Origin of the sequence: Nakamurella antarctica (assembly GCF_003860405.1) — a bacterium.
GTDB lineage: Bacteria > Actinomycetota > Actinomycetes > Mycobacteriales > Nakamurellaceae > Nakamurella > Nakamurella antarctica.
On record NZ_CP034170.1, the window covers coordinates 2904760 to 2920067 of the forward strand.

The 15308-nt window shown below is 62.5% G+C and carries 15 protein-coding genes and 1 pseudogene; 9 read left to right on the top strand and 7 right to left on the bottom strand.

The window, feature by feature from the left end; all coding sequences use genetic code 11:
- Nucleotides 1-114: 114 nt before the first annotated feature.
- Nucleotides 115-1275: a dipeptidase gene (locus tag EH165_RS13070; RefSeq protein WP_124799837.1), complete on the top strand. Its 1161-nt coding sequence runs from the start codon at nt 115-117 to the stop codon at nt 1273-1275.
- Nucleotides 1276-1292: 17 nt separating this feature from the next.
- Here EH165_RS13070 and EH165_RS13075 read toward each other — a convergent pair whose 3' ends face one another.
- Together EH165_RS13075 and EH165_RS13080 are read right to left on the bottom strand one after the other, a co-directional pair.
- Nucleotides 1293-2162 (bottom strand): alanyl-tRNA editing protein, encoded by an 870-nt coding sequence (locus EH165_RS13075; protein ID WP_124799838.1) that lies wholly within the window; start codon nt 2160-2162, stop codon nt 1293-1295.
- Nucleotides 2163-2254: 92 nt separating this feature from the next.
- The gene (locus tag EH165_RS13080) at nt 2255-3553 is read right to left on the bottom strand and encodes an aspartate aminotransferase type Ic (RefSeq protein WP_124799839.1); all 1299 of its coding nucleotides are present in this window, start codon (nt 3551-3553) and stop codon (nt 2255-2257) included.
- A gap of 113 nt (nt 3554-3666) precedes the next feature.
- Between EH165_RS13080 and EH165_RS13085 the strand changes: the two genes are divergently transcribed.
- Nucleotides 3667-5028, top strand: a complete 1362-nt coding sequence (locus EH165_RS13085) for an ATP-binding protein (protein ID WP_206425956.1) — start codon at nt 3667-3669, stop codon at nt 5026-5028.
- Nucleotides 5029-5055: 27 nt separating this feature from the next.
- Here the strand turns inward: EH165_RS13085 and EH165_RS15850 are convergent, their stop codons facing one another.
- Complete coding sequence (locus EH165_RS15850) at nt 5056-5478, bottom strand: DUF4389 domain-containing protein (protein ID WP_206425957.1); 423 nt, start codon at nt 5476-5478, stop codon at nt 5056-5058.
- A 26-nt stretch (nt 5479-5504) separates the two neighbouring features.
- Nucleotides 5505-6533 carry a DUF4389 domain-containing protein gene (locus EH165_RS15855; RefSeq protein ID WP_206425958.1) on the bottom strand — a complete coding sequence of 343 codons (1029 nt, stop codon included), beginning with the start codon at nt 6531-6533 and terminating at the stop codon, nt 5505-5507.
- Between the two features lie 343 nt (nt 6534-6876).
- On the opposite strand from EH165_RS15855, the gene EH165_RS13095 reads away from it, so the two are divergent.
- The 3 genes from EH165_RS13095 (at nt 6877) to EH165_RS15505 (ending at nt 9522) form a co-directional block, all read left to right on the top strand.
- Entirely contained in the window at nt 6877-8184 is a 1308-nt protein-coding gene (locus EH165_RS13095; RefSeq protein WP_124799840.1) for a DUF6544 family protein, read from the top strand.
- A complete protein-coding gene (locus tag EH165_RS13100) occupies nt 8105-9244 on the top strand; it encodes a tetratricopeptide repeat protein (protein WP_124799841.1) in 1140 nt (379 codons plus the stop codon). Before EH165_RS13095 ends, EH165_RS13100 begins: the two co-directional genes overlap by 80 nt.
- A 116-nt stretch (nt 9245-9360) precedes the next feature.
- Nucleotides 9361-9522: a hypothetical protein gene (locus EH165_RS15505; RefSeq protein WP_164479230.1), complete on the top strand. Its 162-nt coding sequence runs from the start codon at nt 9361-9363 to the stop codon at nt 9520-9522.
- Between the two features lie 14 nt (nt 9523-9536).
- Here the strand turns inward: EH165_RS15505 and EH165_RS13105 are convergent, their stop codons facing one another.
- Nucleotides 9537-10592: a lipoate-protein ligase LplAB gene (locus tag EH165_RS13105; RefSeq protein ID WP_124799842.1), complete on the bottom strand. Its 1056-nt coding sequence runs from the start codon at nt 10590-10592 to the stop codon at nt 9537-9539.
- 88 nt (nt 10593-10680) lie between these two features.
- Between EH165_RS13105 and EH165_RS16575 the strand changes: the two genes are divergently transcribed.
- From EH165_RS16575 to EH165_RS16905, 4 genes and pseudogenes are all read left to right on the top strand, one after another.
- Complete coding sequence (locus EH165_RS16575; protein ID WP_124799843.1) at nt 10681-11019, top strand: metal-sensitive transcriptional regulator; 339 nt, start codon at nt 10681-10683, stop codon at nt 11017-11019.
- A 34-nt stretch (nt 11020-11053) separates the two neighbouring features.
- Nucleotides 11054-11260 (top strand): heavy-metal-associated domain-containing protein, encoded by a 207-nt coding sequence (locus EH165_RS13115; protein WP_124799844.1) that lies wholly within the window; start codon nt 11054-11056, stop codon nt 11258-11260.
- Between the two features lie 62 nt (nt 11261-11322).
- The gene (locus tag EH165_RS13120; protein ID WP_124799845.1) at nt 11323-13584 is read left to right on the top strand and encodes a heavy metal translocating P-type ATPase; all 2262 of its coding nucleotides are present in this window, start codon (nt 11323-11325) and stop codon (nt 13582-13584) included.
- A 54-nt stretch (nt 13585-13638) separates the two neighbouring features.
- Nucleotides 13639-13734: pseudogene (locus EH165_RS16905) on the top strand (VOC family protein); the annotation flags it as partial.
- Between the two features lie 89 nt (nt 13735-13823).
- Here the strand turns inward: EH165_RS16905 and EH165_RS15510 are convergent.
- Together EH165_RS15510 and EH165_RS13130 are read right to left on the bottom strand one after the other, a co-directional pair.
- Nucleotides 13824-13973 (bottom strand): hypothetical protein, encoded by a 150-nt coding sequence (locus EH165_RS15510; RefSeq protein ID WP_164479231.1) that lies wholly within the window; start codon nt 13971-13973, stop codon nt 13824-13826.
- 312 nt (nt 13974-14285) lie between these two features.
- Complete coding sequence (locus EH165_RS13130) at nt 14286-15065, bottom strand: SDR family oxidoreductase (protein WP_124799846.1); 780 nt, start codon at nt 15063-15065, stop codon at nt 14286-14288.
- Nucleotides 15066-15308 lie beyond the last annotated feature (243 nt).

Consider the following 15308-nt stretch of genomic DNA (forward strand, 5'->3'; position numbering starts at 1 on the left):
CTGTGAACAGTTTTCTAGAATCCGGTGGTCAGTGAACCCCGAGATTTCGCGAATACCGGGGCTTAACCACTACTCGGCCCGAGGGCGGCCAGGGCTGCAAACTAGGATTGCCCCATGACTGATCGGATCGCCGCCCTTCTTGCCGAACACCCCGTTTTTGATGGGCACAACGATATTGCGTGGGCGCTGCGCACACAGGCGAACTACGATCTCGCCCAGCGTGACATTGCGTTGCCGCAGCCCGCTTTGCACACCGATATCCCGCGGCTGCGCGCTGGCGGGGTCGGTGCACAGTTCTTCTCCGTTTACGTGCCTGGCGATATGCCCGGTTCGTCAGCCGTGACGGCGACTCTGGAGCAAATTGATTGCGTGTACAAAATAGCGGCGCGCTACCCCGAAACCTTCGCCCTGGCCCGTACCGCCACGGAAACCAAAAGCATTATGGCCCAGGGGAAGATCGCTGCGCTGATGGGCGCCGAGGGTGGCCACTCCATCGACAACTCACTCCCTACCCTGCGGATGCTTCGCAAATTGGGTGTGGCGTACATGACGCTGACGCATAACCACAACACCGACTGGGCCGACTCCGCCACGGACGTGGCGCTCTCGCATGGGCTCAACGACTTCGGCCGCGACGTAGTGCGGGAAATGAACCGAATCGGGATGATCGTCGACATCTCCCATGTGGCAGCTACGACCATGCGCGCGGCTATTCAGACCTCCACTGCGCCGGTCATTTTCTCCCACTCAAGCTGCCGAGCCCTGTGCGATCACGTCCGCGATGCACCCGACGACGTGCTGGCCGCGCTGGCGAAGAATGACGGCGTGATCATGGTGACGTTTGTCCCCGCTTTCGTCTCGCAGGAATGCGCGGACCACGGCGCCGCTGAAAAGGCCGAAATCGAAAGGTTGGGCCTGGTCGAAGAGTCGATCTTCGCCCTTGACGTTCCCGGTCAGGATCCGAACGCCCTCGCCCAGCTCAATGCCTGGAAGCTCGCGAATCCTGCGCCTAAGGCGACGTTATCGCAGGTAGCAGACCATGTCGAACATGCCAGGGAAGCGGCCGGAGTGGCCAACATCGGGCTGGGCGGCGATTTTGACGGCGTGTCCGAACTGCCGGAGGGGTTGCAGGACGTCTCCACCTATCCCGCGTTGCTTTCCGAGCTGGCCGACCGCGGCTGGTCAGATTCCGAACTCGCGGGCCTCACATCGCAGAACGCGCTGCGCGTTTTGCAGGCGGCGGAAGAGATCGCCGATGACGGTTTCGGCGCCTAACGCAGTCGGGCAAACGCTTAGGCCACCAGGACCGTCGCTGCCGTCCGCATCGTCAGCTTGCCGATCGGCTCGTCGTAGCTGAACGAGATCTCGATTTTTTCGTATTGGCCGAGCGAGCCGAGATGGGTTCCACCGCAGGGGATGCGCTGTGTGCCCTGCGGTAGTTCGCAGACCCACATGCGCTTGTCCGTGACACCCGGGCCCTCGATTTCCAGCGTCACCGGCGCTGCCGCTTCCACCCAGGAGGCCAAGAGGTCGTTGGCCTCCGCAGCCAGCGTCAGCAGCTCCGGGTAGAGATCGTCGGCATTAAACCCCTTCTTACGCAACGACTTTCCTAGGCGATACACGTCCACCGCGCTGTTGATCCCGATCCGTGACGTGTCCAGCGCCTCTTGGTCGAAGTCGGGACTGCCCAACCCGTCAACCGGGATTTCCTTATTCCAACGCGGGGTGAGCACCCGGTTGAGCGCGAGGGCAGCGACGTGGCAAGCCGTGTGGCCGGCAGAGAGGCCGTGCCGGCGCTCGGCGTCGCAGACCATATCGACGGACGAGCCCACCACGAGCGGCTCGTCAAGAATGTGAGCGACCACGAAAACCCAACCCGCGGTTCCGCGCCGAACGGGAATATCCTTGCCAATAAAGAGGTCTGCGCCGTCGGTGGCTCCGATCACGCAGTCCAGCACCTCGAACGGCAGGCCTTCGGCGACGATAATCCCCTGGTCCGGGCCTTGGTCGGGCCACCGTGGGTCGATGGGGTGGAAGGGGGTTCGGTCAGTGAGAATCGCGAACCTTCCGTGCTCAAGTTCCGATACCGCTATGACGGAAGCCGCCTCGGCCGTCACGCCGTGCGGGTAGCTGACTTCGGTCTGAGTTCCGGGAAAGTACATGGCCCCATCTTCGCGCAAGTCGGTCCCAGCACCCAAAGCCGGCAGCTGGCTGGCGCGATTCGCCCGTTCTTTGTACGTCAGCTACACCGCAATCACACTGCGTCGGTTGAGGTCAGTTGCTTCTCCACGGCTCCGAGGAGCACACACACCGTAAGTCCCTGGGTTGCCTTTTCCAGGTCAGCCAGGGACGGAAAGGTCGGCGCGAGCCGGATGTTGCTGTCCTTCGGGTCCTTCCCATAAGGGAAGGTGGCGCCTGCCGGCGTCAAAGCGATACCCGCCTCTTTGGCCAGGGCAACCACTCGGGAGGCGCAACCATCCGGGACCTCGAGGCTGATGAAGTACCCGCCCTTGGGGGTGGTCCAGGTTGCGACGCCGCTACCGGCGAGGTTCTCGGCGAGAATCCGCAACATCATGTCGAATTTGGGAGCGATAACCGCGCGGTGTCGCGCCATCAGGTCAGTGACGGCGGCCGCATCGGGCAGGAATGCCAAATGACGCAGTTCGTTAATTTTGTCGGGTCCGATAGTGCGGCAGAACAGGAACTTCTGAAGCCAGGCAACGTTTTTCGCTGACCCACCAAAGAAGGACAGCCCCGAGCCGGCCAGGGTGATTTTGGACGTGGAGCCGAAAATGTAGGCGCGCTCGGGGTTCCCGGCGGCTTCGCAGGTGGCGAGGATGTCGGCTAGTTCCACCGCTTCCTCCGTGAGGTGGTGCACTGCATAGGCGTTATCCCAGAAAATACGGAAATCCGTTGCGGCAGTTGGCATTGACGCAAGTTCGGCCACGACCTCGTCGGAGTACACGGAACCAGATGGGTTGCTGTACTTGGGAATACACCAAATGCCCTTGATCTGCGGGTCGGCAGCGACGAGGTCTTTCACCACCGTCATGTCAGGGCCGTCAGCCAGCAGCGGCACTGGGATCATCGTGATTCCGAGGCCTTCAAGGATGGTGAAGTGCCTGTCGTACCCGGGCACCGGGCAGAGGAAGGAAATCTGCTGCCCGCCCCACGCCAATTCGCCGTCGCCGGTTCCGTGCAGCACCGCGTTGACCACCACGTCGTGCATCAGCGCAAGGCTGGAGTTACCGCCCTCGATGAGCTGCGCGCCGGGCACGTTGAACACCTCACCCCACACCGCGCGCACTTCCGGCAGCCCCGTCAGTCCTCCGTAGTTACGGGCGTCGGTACCGTCGGGCGCCCGGTAGTTGCCGTCACCCGGCAGGTCCAGCAGCGCCGAGGACAGGTCGAGCTGCGCCGGCGCTGGTTTACCGCGCGTCAGGTCCAAGCTCAGGTTCGCCGCGACTAAATCGCGGTGCTGGGCCCGAAGGTCGGCGTGCAAGGCGGCAAGTTCTTCGGGGCTGGCGTGGGCGATGTCGAGGGTGGAGTCCATGACCGCAGATTACCCGTCGTCGCGATGCTGGCAACGTGTGGCTTCCGGGGGCCCGCGGCGAGCGCGGATAGAATTGTTGGCGGCGTGTTCCGCGAGAAATAGAGGGGTTGAGGGTGAGCCAGAGTCCACTGCTGGAGGCGATGCGGCGCGCCGTGCAAGCCACCCCTCATGACGCCGAGCTTCGACTGCACCTTTCCGGACTACTCATCGACGCGGGCGGGCCGCTGCTCCTTTCAGAAGCGGTAGGCCACTTGGCCGCCGTACTTCAGTTATCGCCGGGTGACGAGCGGGCCCGCACGCTGATGACGCAGGCGTTGGGGGGTGTGGTCGAGGCTCCGCAAGATTTCGCCCCTACCCCGGTTCCGCCATCCGGTGGTCCCACCGCTGAAACCACCACCCCCGTCCCTTCAGACCTCACTCCGGCTCACCCCGGGCCAACCTTCGACTGGTCCCGGGCCGAGGCCGAGCTTGCCGACGTGGTCGGACCGCAATTTACCGGGCCCGCAATCCCCGGTATTCAACCTCCCGCCGGGTACCGGGATCCTGCTCTACCACCGGCAGAGGTGAGAACAACCGAGGGCAGTAAGCAACTTTCGGTCAGCTCACTGCAAAGACCCACCATCACGCTGGCCGATGTGGGAGGTCTGCAGCAGGTGAAGGACCGGCTGAACGCCGCCTTCCTTGCGCCGCTCCGCAACCCGGATCTGCGCAAGTTGTACGGTAAAAGTTTACGTGGCGGGATGCTGCTCTATGGCCCCCCCGGATGCGGAAAAACGTTCTTGGCGAAGGCCATTGCTGGCGAAATGGGAGCTTCCTTCCTCACCGCTGGTCTCAGTGAAATCCTCGAGATGTGGATGGGGCAGAGCGAGCGCAATCTGCATTCGCTGTTCGAGGAAGCTCGGCAGGCCGCACCGTGCGTGCTCTTCCTCGACGAAATCGATGCCCTCGGCGCGAAGCGGAGCTTGAGCCGCTCTCCTGTGATGCGGAATGTGGTGAACCAACTCCTGTCCGAAATGGACGGGGTCCGGTCGGCGAACGAAGGCGTCTACATTATCGCCGCGACCAACCAACCCTGGGACGTCGATCCGGCGCTGCGCCGGCCCGGTCGCCTTGATCGGACCCTGTTGGTGCTCCCGCCCGATAACCAGGCTAGGGAAGCAATTTATCGCACACATCTTGCGTCCAGGCCGATTGAGAACATTAACCTCGCCGAGTTAGCTGCTGCCAGCGAAGGGCTTTCCGGGGCCGATATCGCCTACGTCTGCGAACTCGCCGCCGAGGGCGTGATCCTGGATTCCCTCCGCTCCGGGACGGCCCGGTTAATCCGGATGACAGACCTCGCTGCGGCCCGTGCCCAGGTGGCCCCGTCCACTGCTGCCTGGTTGGACTCGGCACGCAACGTCGTCGCCTACGGGCAGGACGATGGGACATTCGCCGAACTCAAGGCTTATCTCAAGAAGTCCAAGCGCTGGTAGATGTTCCGTGACGCTTCGAGCCGCCTGCTAGACCGCAGTGGTGGCGAGCGTTGGCTTCGAGGGCCCTCCCCGCTCGTCTGTGGGGAACTCCCCCGGCGCAGGTGGCTCGGCGCCGCCTTGATCCAGCCGAAACGGCGGATATGCGTCGGTCATCAGTGCCGCGTAGGCGATAACCCGGTAAAGCCAACGATTCATCCCGACGATCAGGTCGAAGAGCGGCATCGGATATTTTCCGCGGAACAACAACACCGCGCCAGCAATGAGCACAAGAATTCCTAGGATGCCGGCGCCGCCGACCGGCCCTGTCGCGAAACGGTCGTGGCCGGTCGAGGTCCAGCCATACCAGTTACCGACCACAAGTCCGATGATGAGGTAGTGCGGAATGGCCAGAAGCCACCACTTGACCAAAGCTAGCCCCCGGGAAAGTGTTGCCGGGTAGGCGATATCCAAGGACGCGGGATAGTCCGAGGCGACTCCTAGCGTGAATGGGGGTAGCGGTCGGTGCCCATCCCGCCGTTGAACGCATAGTAGGAAACTCGCCAAGACCAGCGCAGCACGCCGGAGTTGAATTCGAAAAGCGCCGGGGGGTACTTGCCGGTGAACAGGATTGCGAAGCCAGCAACGGTGGTGAGCACGATGAACGCTGGCCAGAGGAAAACCAGAATCAGGTAGTGCGGAATGGCGAGAAACCATTTCACCAGCCACTTCCACCGCGACAAAGCTGCATCCAGTCGGGCCGTCAGCACCACCGGATGATCAGCAGTAGCCCTCGGCCCTCTGCCACCAGATACGCCTTCATGGATGGACCCCGATGTTGCGGCCGCTGGGCGCCCCGAATCAGAGCCTCCGCCGGACGCCCCGATGACGATCAGCACGATGGCCCCTGCCAGGATGAGCAGTCCGATGCCCACAAGGATCAAGCCGAGCGGCAGCAAGAAGGCCACACGAACTTCCAGCACCGCAGTGGTGGAGATGCCCGCGGAGCCATCAGCATTCATCACCACGATTTTCCAGTCGCCTGCCATTGCCGGAAAGTTGAGCTGCTGCAGTCCCACCCCGGATGCTTTCGCTGACCAAAAGGTTTCACCAGACGGGGGCGGCACAACACCAGTGCCAGGGGTCGTCGCCACTGTGGCCGCGCCGTGGGCGATGCCGGTGACATCGTCGTGCGGCGCTCCGGCAAGGTAGGCATCGACGTCGGCAGTCGGAGCTACGCCGATAAACATCGGCCCGTTACCAGACTGCGTCACTCGGAGTCGGATATCGGCGTCCAAAGAGTCTGTGAGCCAGGCTTCGCCCTGCAAATCAGCGGACAGGGCGAAGGTCCCGGTTGTGACTGCCACCGACTGGCTCTCCACGCGCGTAAGCGGTGAGTGGAGGTAACCAGCGTCGTCCCGCGCGACTCCATAGGCGATGGCAATGCCGGCGCCGCCAAGCAGCAATCCCAATCCAGGCAACAACATTAGGCATCCGATGACTAGCGCAACAACGCGGCCAGGCTTCATTGTCGATCCCTTCTTCTCGAACGTGCACAGTGGACTCTTGCGCCGCGCAATTGGCACGCCCCCGCCTCACAGCGTGTCCTGGAAACCTCCGCTGTGGCAGGGGAAGAAGTCACCCGGTGGTGCAATCCATGCCCGATTCAGGATTCCGCCGGGCCGCATTGGCGAGCGTGAAACAGCTTCATCCCCGGCCTTATTCGTCGATCCCGGCACACAGCAAAGGGTCGTTTGGCCCTAGCTCGATCGTCGGCGTCGCCCGAACATGAGGTGGCGGGGGATCCGGAAGAACCCAGCGCCCGAACAAGCCGACTCCCTCACACGACAGCACCACCACGAAGGGACTTCTATGGCGCGCATCGCACTCGTCACACTCGTGGTGCTTCACGGCTTCATTCACCTCCTCGGCTTTGCCAAGGCCTTCGGGCTGGCAGAGATCACTCAGCTTGCGCAGCCCCTCTCGCGTGAATGGGGGCTGCTCTGGTTGGCGGCGGGGGTGATCCTCCTCGCGACAGCTGTTGCCGTCGTCGTCGCGCGCCGGTGGTGGTGGACGATCGGGTTGCTTGCAGTCGGTATCTCGCAAGTCGTCATCTTCTCGTCATGGCACGATGCCAAGTGGGGAACAGCGGCGAACGTGGTACTGCTCATCGCGGCCCTGTACGGATACGCCTCCAGAGGTCCGCGGAGCCTTCGCACCGAATTTGAGCAAGATCTGTTGCACGAGTGGCCGCCCGCGCTTTCGCCATCAGATGCACTCATAGAGGAATCGGATCTGGCACACCTGCCCGCACCTGTCCAGCGATACCTGCGTCGGTCCGGTGTAGTCGGCCGGCCAGCCGTTACCGACTTCCGCGCAACGTGGACGGGGCGGATGCGCAGCGGACCCGACAAAGCATGGATGACTTTCAACGCGGAGCAGATGGATGTCATCGATCCTCCTCGGCGCTACTTTTTCATGAATGCCCGGATGAAGGGCATGCCGGTCGACGTCTTCCACGCATTCGATTCCGACGGTGCAACTATGAGAGTGCGGCTGCTGTCTGCCTTTACGATGGTCGATGCGAAAGGCGCCGCGCTCACCCGCGCCGAGACAGTCACGCTCTTCAATGACCTGTGCTGCCTTGCACCAGGCGCCCTTCTCTCCCCCAATACCGCCTGGACACCCATCGACGGACTCTCAGCATCTGCCCAATTCACGCTCGGCACCAACACCATTACTGCAAAGCTTGTGTTTGACGACGCAGGGGATCTGATCGATTTCGTTGCCGACGGCCGCGGCGCCATGTCGTCAGACGGCACGACGATCACCCCGATGCGCTGGACGACCCCGATGCACGACTACGCAGAGGTCGGTCAGGCGCGGGTAGCCACCAAAGCGGAGGTGCGATGGCATCCGGAATCGGGGCATGGACCTATGGTGAGTTCGAGCTCGCATCGTTGGCTTACAACGTCGCGGTCCGCAGCCACGGCGGCTGACAAAACCCCTCTCGTTGCGAACATCCACATCTCGACATACCTTCGGGGAAGATGCACTAAGTCCACCGCGATAGTCGACACGACCCCCGGATTCGATACTCATGCCGCCCGACCAGTTTCCAGGCTCTCCCCCAGACTCGGGTTCCCCCTCGGGTCGCCGCGCCAGCCCTACGGCTGGTGACGGGCCGGCCGGAGCCGCTCGGCGCGCCGAACTCCTTCTCAACGCTGGGCGCTTCGACCAGGCATGGGAGCTGGTCCGCGACTACGTCCCCACGGGCAATCTCGCCGTAATGCTGGTGGCCGCGCAGGCGCAGACCAAGCTCACGCATTATGACGAGGCCCAAAAGCTCGCGGAAGCAGCCGTAGCCGCCTACCCATCGAGCCCACTTGCGCTCTTGGTGTTGGCGAAGGTTTTCACCCAGCGCCGCTTCCCGTGGCACGTGCACGAAGTGTTGACAAAAGCGCTGGCGCTCGCTCCCTCCGATCCGCGGCTCCACACGGAGTGGGTGCTGGCCGACCTGTTGGGCGCCAGCGTGAACTACCTGACCGAAAAACACGCCCGCGAGGCCGTCTCGTTGCAGCCGGGTGAGCCTGCTGCGCGCCAACTACTTTCACTGACACTGTTCCGGTTGAAGGATAAGACGAAGTACGCCGAAGCGCAGGCCCTGGCTGCCGAAGCGGCGGCGGAGGCTCCCGACAGCTCCCTGACGGGCCTGACCCTCTCCCTGACATCACACCGACGCTGGAACCTGCTACCGGTGATGCGCCACGAATTGCAAACTCTGCGGGTGAGCCCCACCGACGTCAATGCCCGCGGTGTCCTGGTGCTGATCTTGCTGCGAATCCTCGGGGCCGGTCTGCTCATTTACTTCTTGGTCCTCTTCGTTGAAACGCAGACCGCGTACGAGTCGTACGGGGACGTAGAGGCTCAGCGAGCCCAGGCCGCCGGCATCGTCCTGGTGAGTTTTGCTGCCGTCATCGTGGGCTTCTGGGCAGTGGTGATCGCCAGAATGGGACGGTTGCGCGGCGCGCTACTCATGGTCATTGCCCGCTCCCCAGTGGTTCTCGGCGCGCTCGGGTTACAGCTGGCTTCGTTTCTGAGCGGACTGTTGACAGTGGGCTGGCAGAACAACGAGGGTCGGGCGTGGCTGCTCGCCGGATTCTCCTGCGCACTCAGTGGGACGCTATGGTGCGCTACCGCCATCTGGTTGCGCCGAACCGCGGCGATTACCCCTCGCTGATCTGTTAACGATTGTCCGGTCCCGGGTACTCACTATCTCAGCACCGCTCATTTAAGCACCGCTAGTTTCGACACCACTACATTGAAGACACCGGCACCAACTCACAAGGGGACACAATGGCATTTTTAGGTAAGACAGCTCTTCTGGGCACGCTCATGACGTTCGCGAGGAGCCAAAAAGGCCGGGAGCTGGCAGCCAAGGCAAAAACTGTCGCGATGGACCCGGAAAACCAGCGCAAAGCCAAAGAGTTCGGCCGGAAGATCACGAAGAAGCGGTAATCGCCGTCCCAGGGTTAGGGAACGTAGTTCGTCCATTCCGGGCTGGAGAACTTCGATGCCGCAAGAGCTTCGCTTTCGACTAACGTTGCGTCATCGAGCTGGGTATCGGTTAGTCCGTATCGCGCTCGGAAAAACGCTATGAATGCGGCGATGATGTCTTCCCGAGGCAGCCCCGATTGTGAGCGCATCGGATCGACTCGTTTGTTGGCGCTCTTAATACCTTTATCGGAAAGCTTTTCACGGCCGATACGCAGCACGTCGAGCATCTTGTCCGCGTTGATGTCGTAGGCCATCGTGACGTGGTGCAGCACAGCGCCGTTCGTAAGTCGCTTCTGCGCGGCGCCGGCGATTTTGCCTGCGGGGGAGGCGATGTCGTTGAGCGAGACATAGCTGGCTTTGATGCCGAGTTCGGCCAGAGCGCCCAGCACCCAGTCGTCAAGGAACGCGTAGGAAGCCGCGAACGAAAGTCCCTCCACCAGCGAACCGGGGACGTACAGCGAATAGGTGATGGTGTTGCCGGGCTCAACGAACATCGCGCCGCCGCCGGAAATGCGGCGTACGACCGTGACGTCGTGCCGGGCCGCGGCCTCCAGGTCCACCTCGTTGGTCACGGACTGGAAGGACCCCAGGATGACGGCATTGGACGCCCAGTCCCAGATCCGCAGCGCGGGTGGCCTCGTGCCAGCGCCGACCTGACGAAGCAGCACCTCGTCGAGCGCCATCTGCATCGCCGGATGCTGCGGACCAGCTTGGATCAGCTGGAAATCATGGTCCCACCAGCTGGTGGCCCGGCCGAGTGCGCGGCGCACGGCCACAGCAACGGATTCCGGGGTGAAGCCGGTGAGCACCACCTCGGGTGCTAGTGCCGCGGTGATGGCGGCGCTCATCCCGGCGACGTCCGTAGTGGCTGGCATCCCGGTCAGCGACCGGTTGATGTCAAGCAGCGCGTCATCGGGTTCGAGGAAGAAGTCACCGGAAATGGCAACTCTGCTCAACGTTTGGGTTGTCTCGTCAACCTCGACGTCAGCTGCTACGAGCTTGCCGCCGGGGACCTTGTATTCACCATGCACCCTTCCGACCTTAGACCCGTCGGCCATTGGGACGTGCTTTGTCTCACTCCCCTCCGGGCCGGTACCCTACGGGGGTATAGTTCCTTTCATGACGAGCAGCACCCATCCTGACGCAGGCGCCGAGCCGACGCGGGCACACGCCACCCCCTACGGCTACATCGGCCGCAAGGACGACTACCTCAAACGGCTACGCCGGATTGAGGGCCAAGCTCGCGGCCTGCAGCGCATGGTCGACGGCGAAGAGTATTGCATCGATATTTTGACGCAGGTGTCCGCGATGACGAAGGCGCTGCAGTCGGTCGCGTTGGGATTACTCGAGGAGCACTTAAGCCACTGCGTGGTCCAGGCAGCTATCGCCGGCGGCCCTGAAGCGCAGGCAAAAGTAAAAGAAGCATCCGATGCCATCGCCCGGCTTGTCCGGTCATAAAACCTATGAAGCACCATCACTACAAGGAGCAAACATGAGCACCCAGTCCTACACCGTCACCGGAATGACCTGCGGCCACTGCGTTTCTTCGGTCACCGAAGAAGTCAGCGAGATCCCAGGCGTCAGTGATGTGTCTGTGACGTTGGAATCAGGGAACCTGGAATTCACCAGCGCCAGCCCCGTCGATGACGCCACCGTCGCGGCCGCCGTAGAAGAGGCCGGTTACCAGCTCGCCCTGTAGTACCCAGCGCCGGCGGTGCAGCGGCGCAAGAAGTTCCGCGCGCAATGTCAGGAGTATCAGAAATGACTATCCCCCAAGTCCAGACCGATTCACTTGAGCTGACCATCGGCGGCATGACGTGCGCTTCGTGCGCCATGCGGATCGAGAAGAAGCTCAACAAAATGACCGGCGTCAGCGCCACCGTCAACTACGCGACCGAAAAGGCTCGGGTCAGCTTTGGCGACGGTGTCGCAGCGCAGGACTTGATCGCGACCGTCGAAAGCGCTGGCTACACAGCGACTCTGCCGGCTCCGCCGCGCACCGAATCAAATCAGCCCGCGGCGGAGCCGGACGAGGTTGCCGCGCTCCGTCAGCGCGTCCTCGTCTCTCTGGTCCTGACAGTGCCCGTTGTGCTGATGGCGATGATTCCGCCGCTGCAGTTCACCAACTGGCAGTGGCTGTCGTTGACATTAGCTGCGCCCGTGGTGATCTGGGGCGCACTCCCCTTCCACCGGGCGGCATGGGTCAACCTGCGGCACGGGGCTACGACCATGGACACCCTGATCTCGATGGGCACCTTGGCCGCACTCGGATGGTCCGTCTACGCACTATTTTTCGGCCACGCCGGAATGCCAGGGATGAAACACCCCTTCGAGTTCACCGTGGCCCGATCCGATGGCAGCAGCAATATTTATCTCGAAGCAGCAAGCGCTGTCACGCTTTTCATCCTGGCGGGCCGTTATTTTGAAGTGCGATCCAAGAAGCAAGCCGGGGCGGCTCTGCACGCGCTGCTGGAACTCGGCGCTCGCGATGTGGCCGTCATTCGCGGCGGCGGCGAGGTTCGGATCCCGATAGAACAACTCGTCGTTGGCGATACGTTCCGCGTGCGACCGGGCGAGAAGATTGCCACCGACGGCGTTGTCGTCGACGGGAACTCCGCGGTCGACGCCTCCATGTTGACGGGTGAGTCCGTTCCTGTCGAGGTGGGCCCCGGCGACAAGATCGCCGGCGGGTGCATCAACGTGGGTGGTTTGATCACCGTCACAGCAGCTCAAGTGGGCGCGGATACGCAGCTGGCACAGATGGCCCGACTGGTCACGGACGCGCAAACGGGCAAGGCTCAAGTCCAGCGTCTAGCCGACCGGATTTCGACGTTCTTCGTGCCCATCGTGATCGCGTTGTCGCTCGCGACCTTGGTGACGTGGTTACTCGTTGGCGGCGGCGCCGCGGCCGCATTCACCGCCGCCGTCGCGGTGCTGATCATCGCGTGCCCCTGCGCCCTCGGCTTGGCCACCCCCACCGCGCTCTTGGTCGGAACCGGTAGGGGCGCTCAACTCGGAATCTTGATCAAGGGCCCCGAAATCCTGGAGTCGACTCGGCAGGTGGATACCATCCTGCTCGACAAGACCGGCACCATCACCACTGGAAAGATGGTCGTCCATGACGTCTTTGCCGGGGTTTCGAGCACCCGCGACGAGGTGTTGACCTACGCCGCGGCCTTGGAACACGGCTCCGAACACCCGATCGCACGAGCTATCGCGCAGCAGGGGGAAGCCGAATTCGGACAGCTCATCCCGGTTCGGAATTTTTCCAACATCGCGGGTCAGGGTGTCACCGGCCGGCTTGAAATAGGCGGCGAGACAGTCGAGATGACGGCTGGCCGCGCCTCGTTGTTCAGCCCGCTCTCCCCGGAGCTCGGCGAGCAGTTCGCTGCCGCTCAAGCCTTGGGCCGCACCGTCATTGTTATTGGGCGAGCGGGAGCCAGCGACGCTGCTGGCGTTCTGCCCGTCGCCTTTGGCGTCATCAGCGTCGGCGACAGCGTGAAACCGACGTCCGTGCAGGCAGTCTCCGAGCTGCTGGCACTGGGGCTGACGCCAATCCTGCTGACCGGCGACAACGCTGCGGCTGCTCATTCGGTCGCCGCAGAAGTCGGCATCAGCGAGGTCATCGCCGAGGTACTCCCCGCCGACAAGGTGGCTGCAGTAAAGAAGTTGCAGGCGCAAGGCAAGGTGGTCGCGATGGTTGGCGACGGCGTCAACGATGCTGCGGCGCTCGCGCAGGCCGACCTCGGCTTGGCGATGGGCACCGGAACCGACGTGGCCATCCAGGCATCAGACCTCACGTTGGTGCGCGGCGATCTTCGCTCCGCCGCCCAGGCGATCCGGCTGTCTAGGCGCACCCTGGGGACCATCAAAGGCAACCTGTTCTGGGCCTTCGCCTACAACGTGGCCGCGATCCCGCTGGCGGCGCTGGGGTTGCTCAACCCGATGCTGGCCGGGGCGGCGATGGCGCTGAGTTCGGTGTTCGTCGTGTCAAACAGCCTGCGGCTGCGCCGGTTTCGGTAGTTTCGCCGAGGGGTCTGCTGGGATGTGAGCGCAGATCCCTTCGCCCCACATCTGGCCGAAGTCGGACAGACAGGCAACGAATCATGGTTTGTCCTGGCCGATCCAGAAGAGAACGAGTTTTGCTTACTCAGGATGCAGTTGGCGGAACTTTCGGGCCTTCCTTACGCCTTTGCCTGCATAGCTGTTCACTTCCAGTTGTCTGCGCTACGTGCAAGATGGTGGCACCCCCGCTGTGCTGATTAGACAAGCGCGTGGGTCCACTGTCCGAGCTCGCTCAGGATTGCCATCACCTCGCTGAGCGCCATTCCGGTCTGCGCGCTCATTTCGTTCGTCGCGATGTCACCATGCCACGATGTCTGTCTGACCCCAGAACGTGAATCACTGATCATGGCCCCGTCCGCGGTTGGTCTACGGGAGCGATGAGGGTCAGGTAAATCATCGCCGCGGACGCGGACGGTGTCAGGGGTTATCGCCGAAAGCGTCAGCGATCTCGCTGTTACCCAACGCATCGGCCTTCTAGATCTGGTTCGGAGTTCTCAATCTGGTAGTCGGGCTCATCAGCGAGCCTCGTCATCTTGAAGCAGCATAGTGACCGCGTCCGGATCAATACAGAATCGGACTCCGCCCGTCAAAACGTCCACAGATGCCAGCACGGGCGCTCGGGGTTTCGAGCTGAAACGTTTTCAGACGGAGATCTCAACCTATCTGACGCCGAAGCCACCGTTGCTGCAGAGCACTTGGCCGTTCACCCAGGACCCTTGGGGAGAGAGCAGGAAGCGAACCAGATCAGCGATGTCGTGCTGCGTGCCGAGGCGACCGGCGGGAGTTTGGCTGATCACCGACGTGCGGAGCGCAGAATCCATCCAACCAGTATCGATTGGTCCGGGGTTGATGACGTTCGCTCTCACGCCCTGTCCACCAAGCTCCACAGCTGCGGCTTTCACGATCCGATCGAGCGCACCTTTGCTTGCCCCGTACGGCAGGTTGTTCACCGTGTGGTCGCTCGTCAGCGCAACAATATGCCCACCCACGGCGCCTGCCGGGACACCGCCAGGGAGTTGCTCCGCAAAGGACTTGATCAGAAGCCAGATAGCGCGAGAGTTCACTGCGAAATGACGGTCCCAACTTTCGACGTCGGTCGTCAAAATCGAACTGTCCACCGATTCGCAGTGCGACATCACCAGCCCTGTCACGGGACCGATATTCTGTGCCGCCCGCAAAAGATTGGCAGGGGTGGCCGGGTCACTCAGGTCTCCGGGGACTAGTTCGACTGTGACCCCCAGGGCTCGACATTCTTCTGCCACGGTTGCGGGATCATCCGACGTGCGTTCAAGACCGATCCGGTCGTCATACGGTTGCCAATAGTTGAGCGCGAGGTTCCAACCATCCTGCGCAAGACCAACCGCGAGACCGGCGCCAATCGAGCGCCGCCGGCCGACCCCGGTGATTACTGCGACGCGATCGCTACCTGTGCAGGTCATGGACGAAAGACTACGCAACAAGGTTCGGCAAACTTCGAGGTCAAGCCATATCCGCTGGCGCTGAAGAGCGTGAACACAGACATGCACAGCAAGATCTGGGTCGCCATCCTGCCGCGAGAACGGTGCTGTAGCAGCACTTCCCGGGCAGCAACACACCTAAGATTCACTGCAAGCGTCAAGCCCGCAGATCCACATCCATCTCCTCATCGCTTGATGCCGTCACCGACTGCGCACGCGGTTTCT

Excerpts from the sequence above, each read along its gene's own strand:
- EH165_RS13070 (WP_124799837.1), top strand. The coding sequence starts at position 115 with ATGACTGATCGGATCGCCGCCCTTCTTGCCGAACACCCCGTTTTTGAT.
- EH165_RS13075 (WP_124799838.1), bottom strand. The coding sequence starts at position 2,162 with ATGTACTTTCCCGGAACTCAGACCGAAGTCAGCTACCCGCACGGCGTG.
- EH165_RS13080 (WP_124799839.1), bottom strand. The coding sequence starts at position 3,553 with ATGGACTCCACCCTCGACATCGCCCACGCCAGCCCCGAAGAACTTGCC.
- EH165_RS15855 (WP_206425958.1), bottom strand. The coding sequence starts at position 6,533 with ATGAAGCCTGGCCGCGTTGTTGCGCTAGTCATCGGATGCCTAATGTTG.
- EH165_RS13095 (WP_124799840.1), top strand. The coding sequence starts at position 6,877 with ATGGCGCGCATCGCACTCGTCACACTCGTGGTGCTTCACGGCTTCATT.
- EH165_RS13100 (WP_124799841.1), top strand. The coding sequence starts at position 8,105 with ATGCCGCCCGACCAGTTTCCAGGCTCTCCCCCAGACTCGGGTTCCCCC.
- EH165_RS15505 (WP_164479230.1), top strand. The coding sequence starts at position 9,361 with ATGGCATTTTTAGGTAAGACAGCTCTTCTGGGCACGCTCATGACGTTC.
- EH165_RS16575 (WP_124799843.1), top strand. The coding sequence starts at position 10,681 with ATGACGAGCAGCACCCATCCTGACGCAGGCGCCGAGCCGACGCGGGCA.
- EH165_RS13115 (WP_124799844.1), top strand. The coding sequence starts at position 11,054 with ATGAGCACCCAGTCCTACACCGTCACCGGAATGACCTGCGGCCACTGC.
- EH165_RS13120 (WP_124799845.1), top strand. The coding sequence starts at position 11,323 with ATGACTATCCCCCAAGTCCAGACCGATTCACTTGAGCTGACCATCGGC.
- EH165_RS15510 (WP_164479231.1), bottom strand. The coding sequence starts at position 13,973 with ATGATCAGTGATTCACGTTCTGGGGTCAGACAGACATCGTGGCATGGT.
- EH165_RS13130 (WP_124799846.1), bottom strand. The coding sequence starts at position 15,065 with ATGACCTGCACAGGTAGCGATCGCGTCGCAGTAATCACCGGGGTCGGC.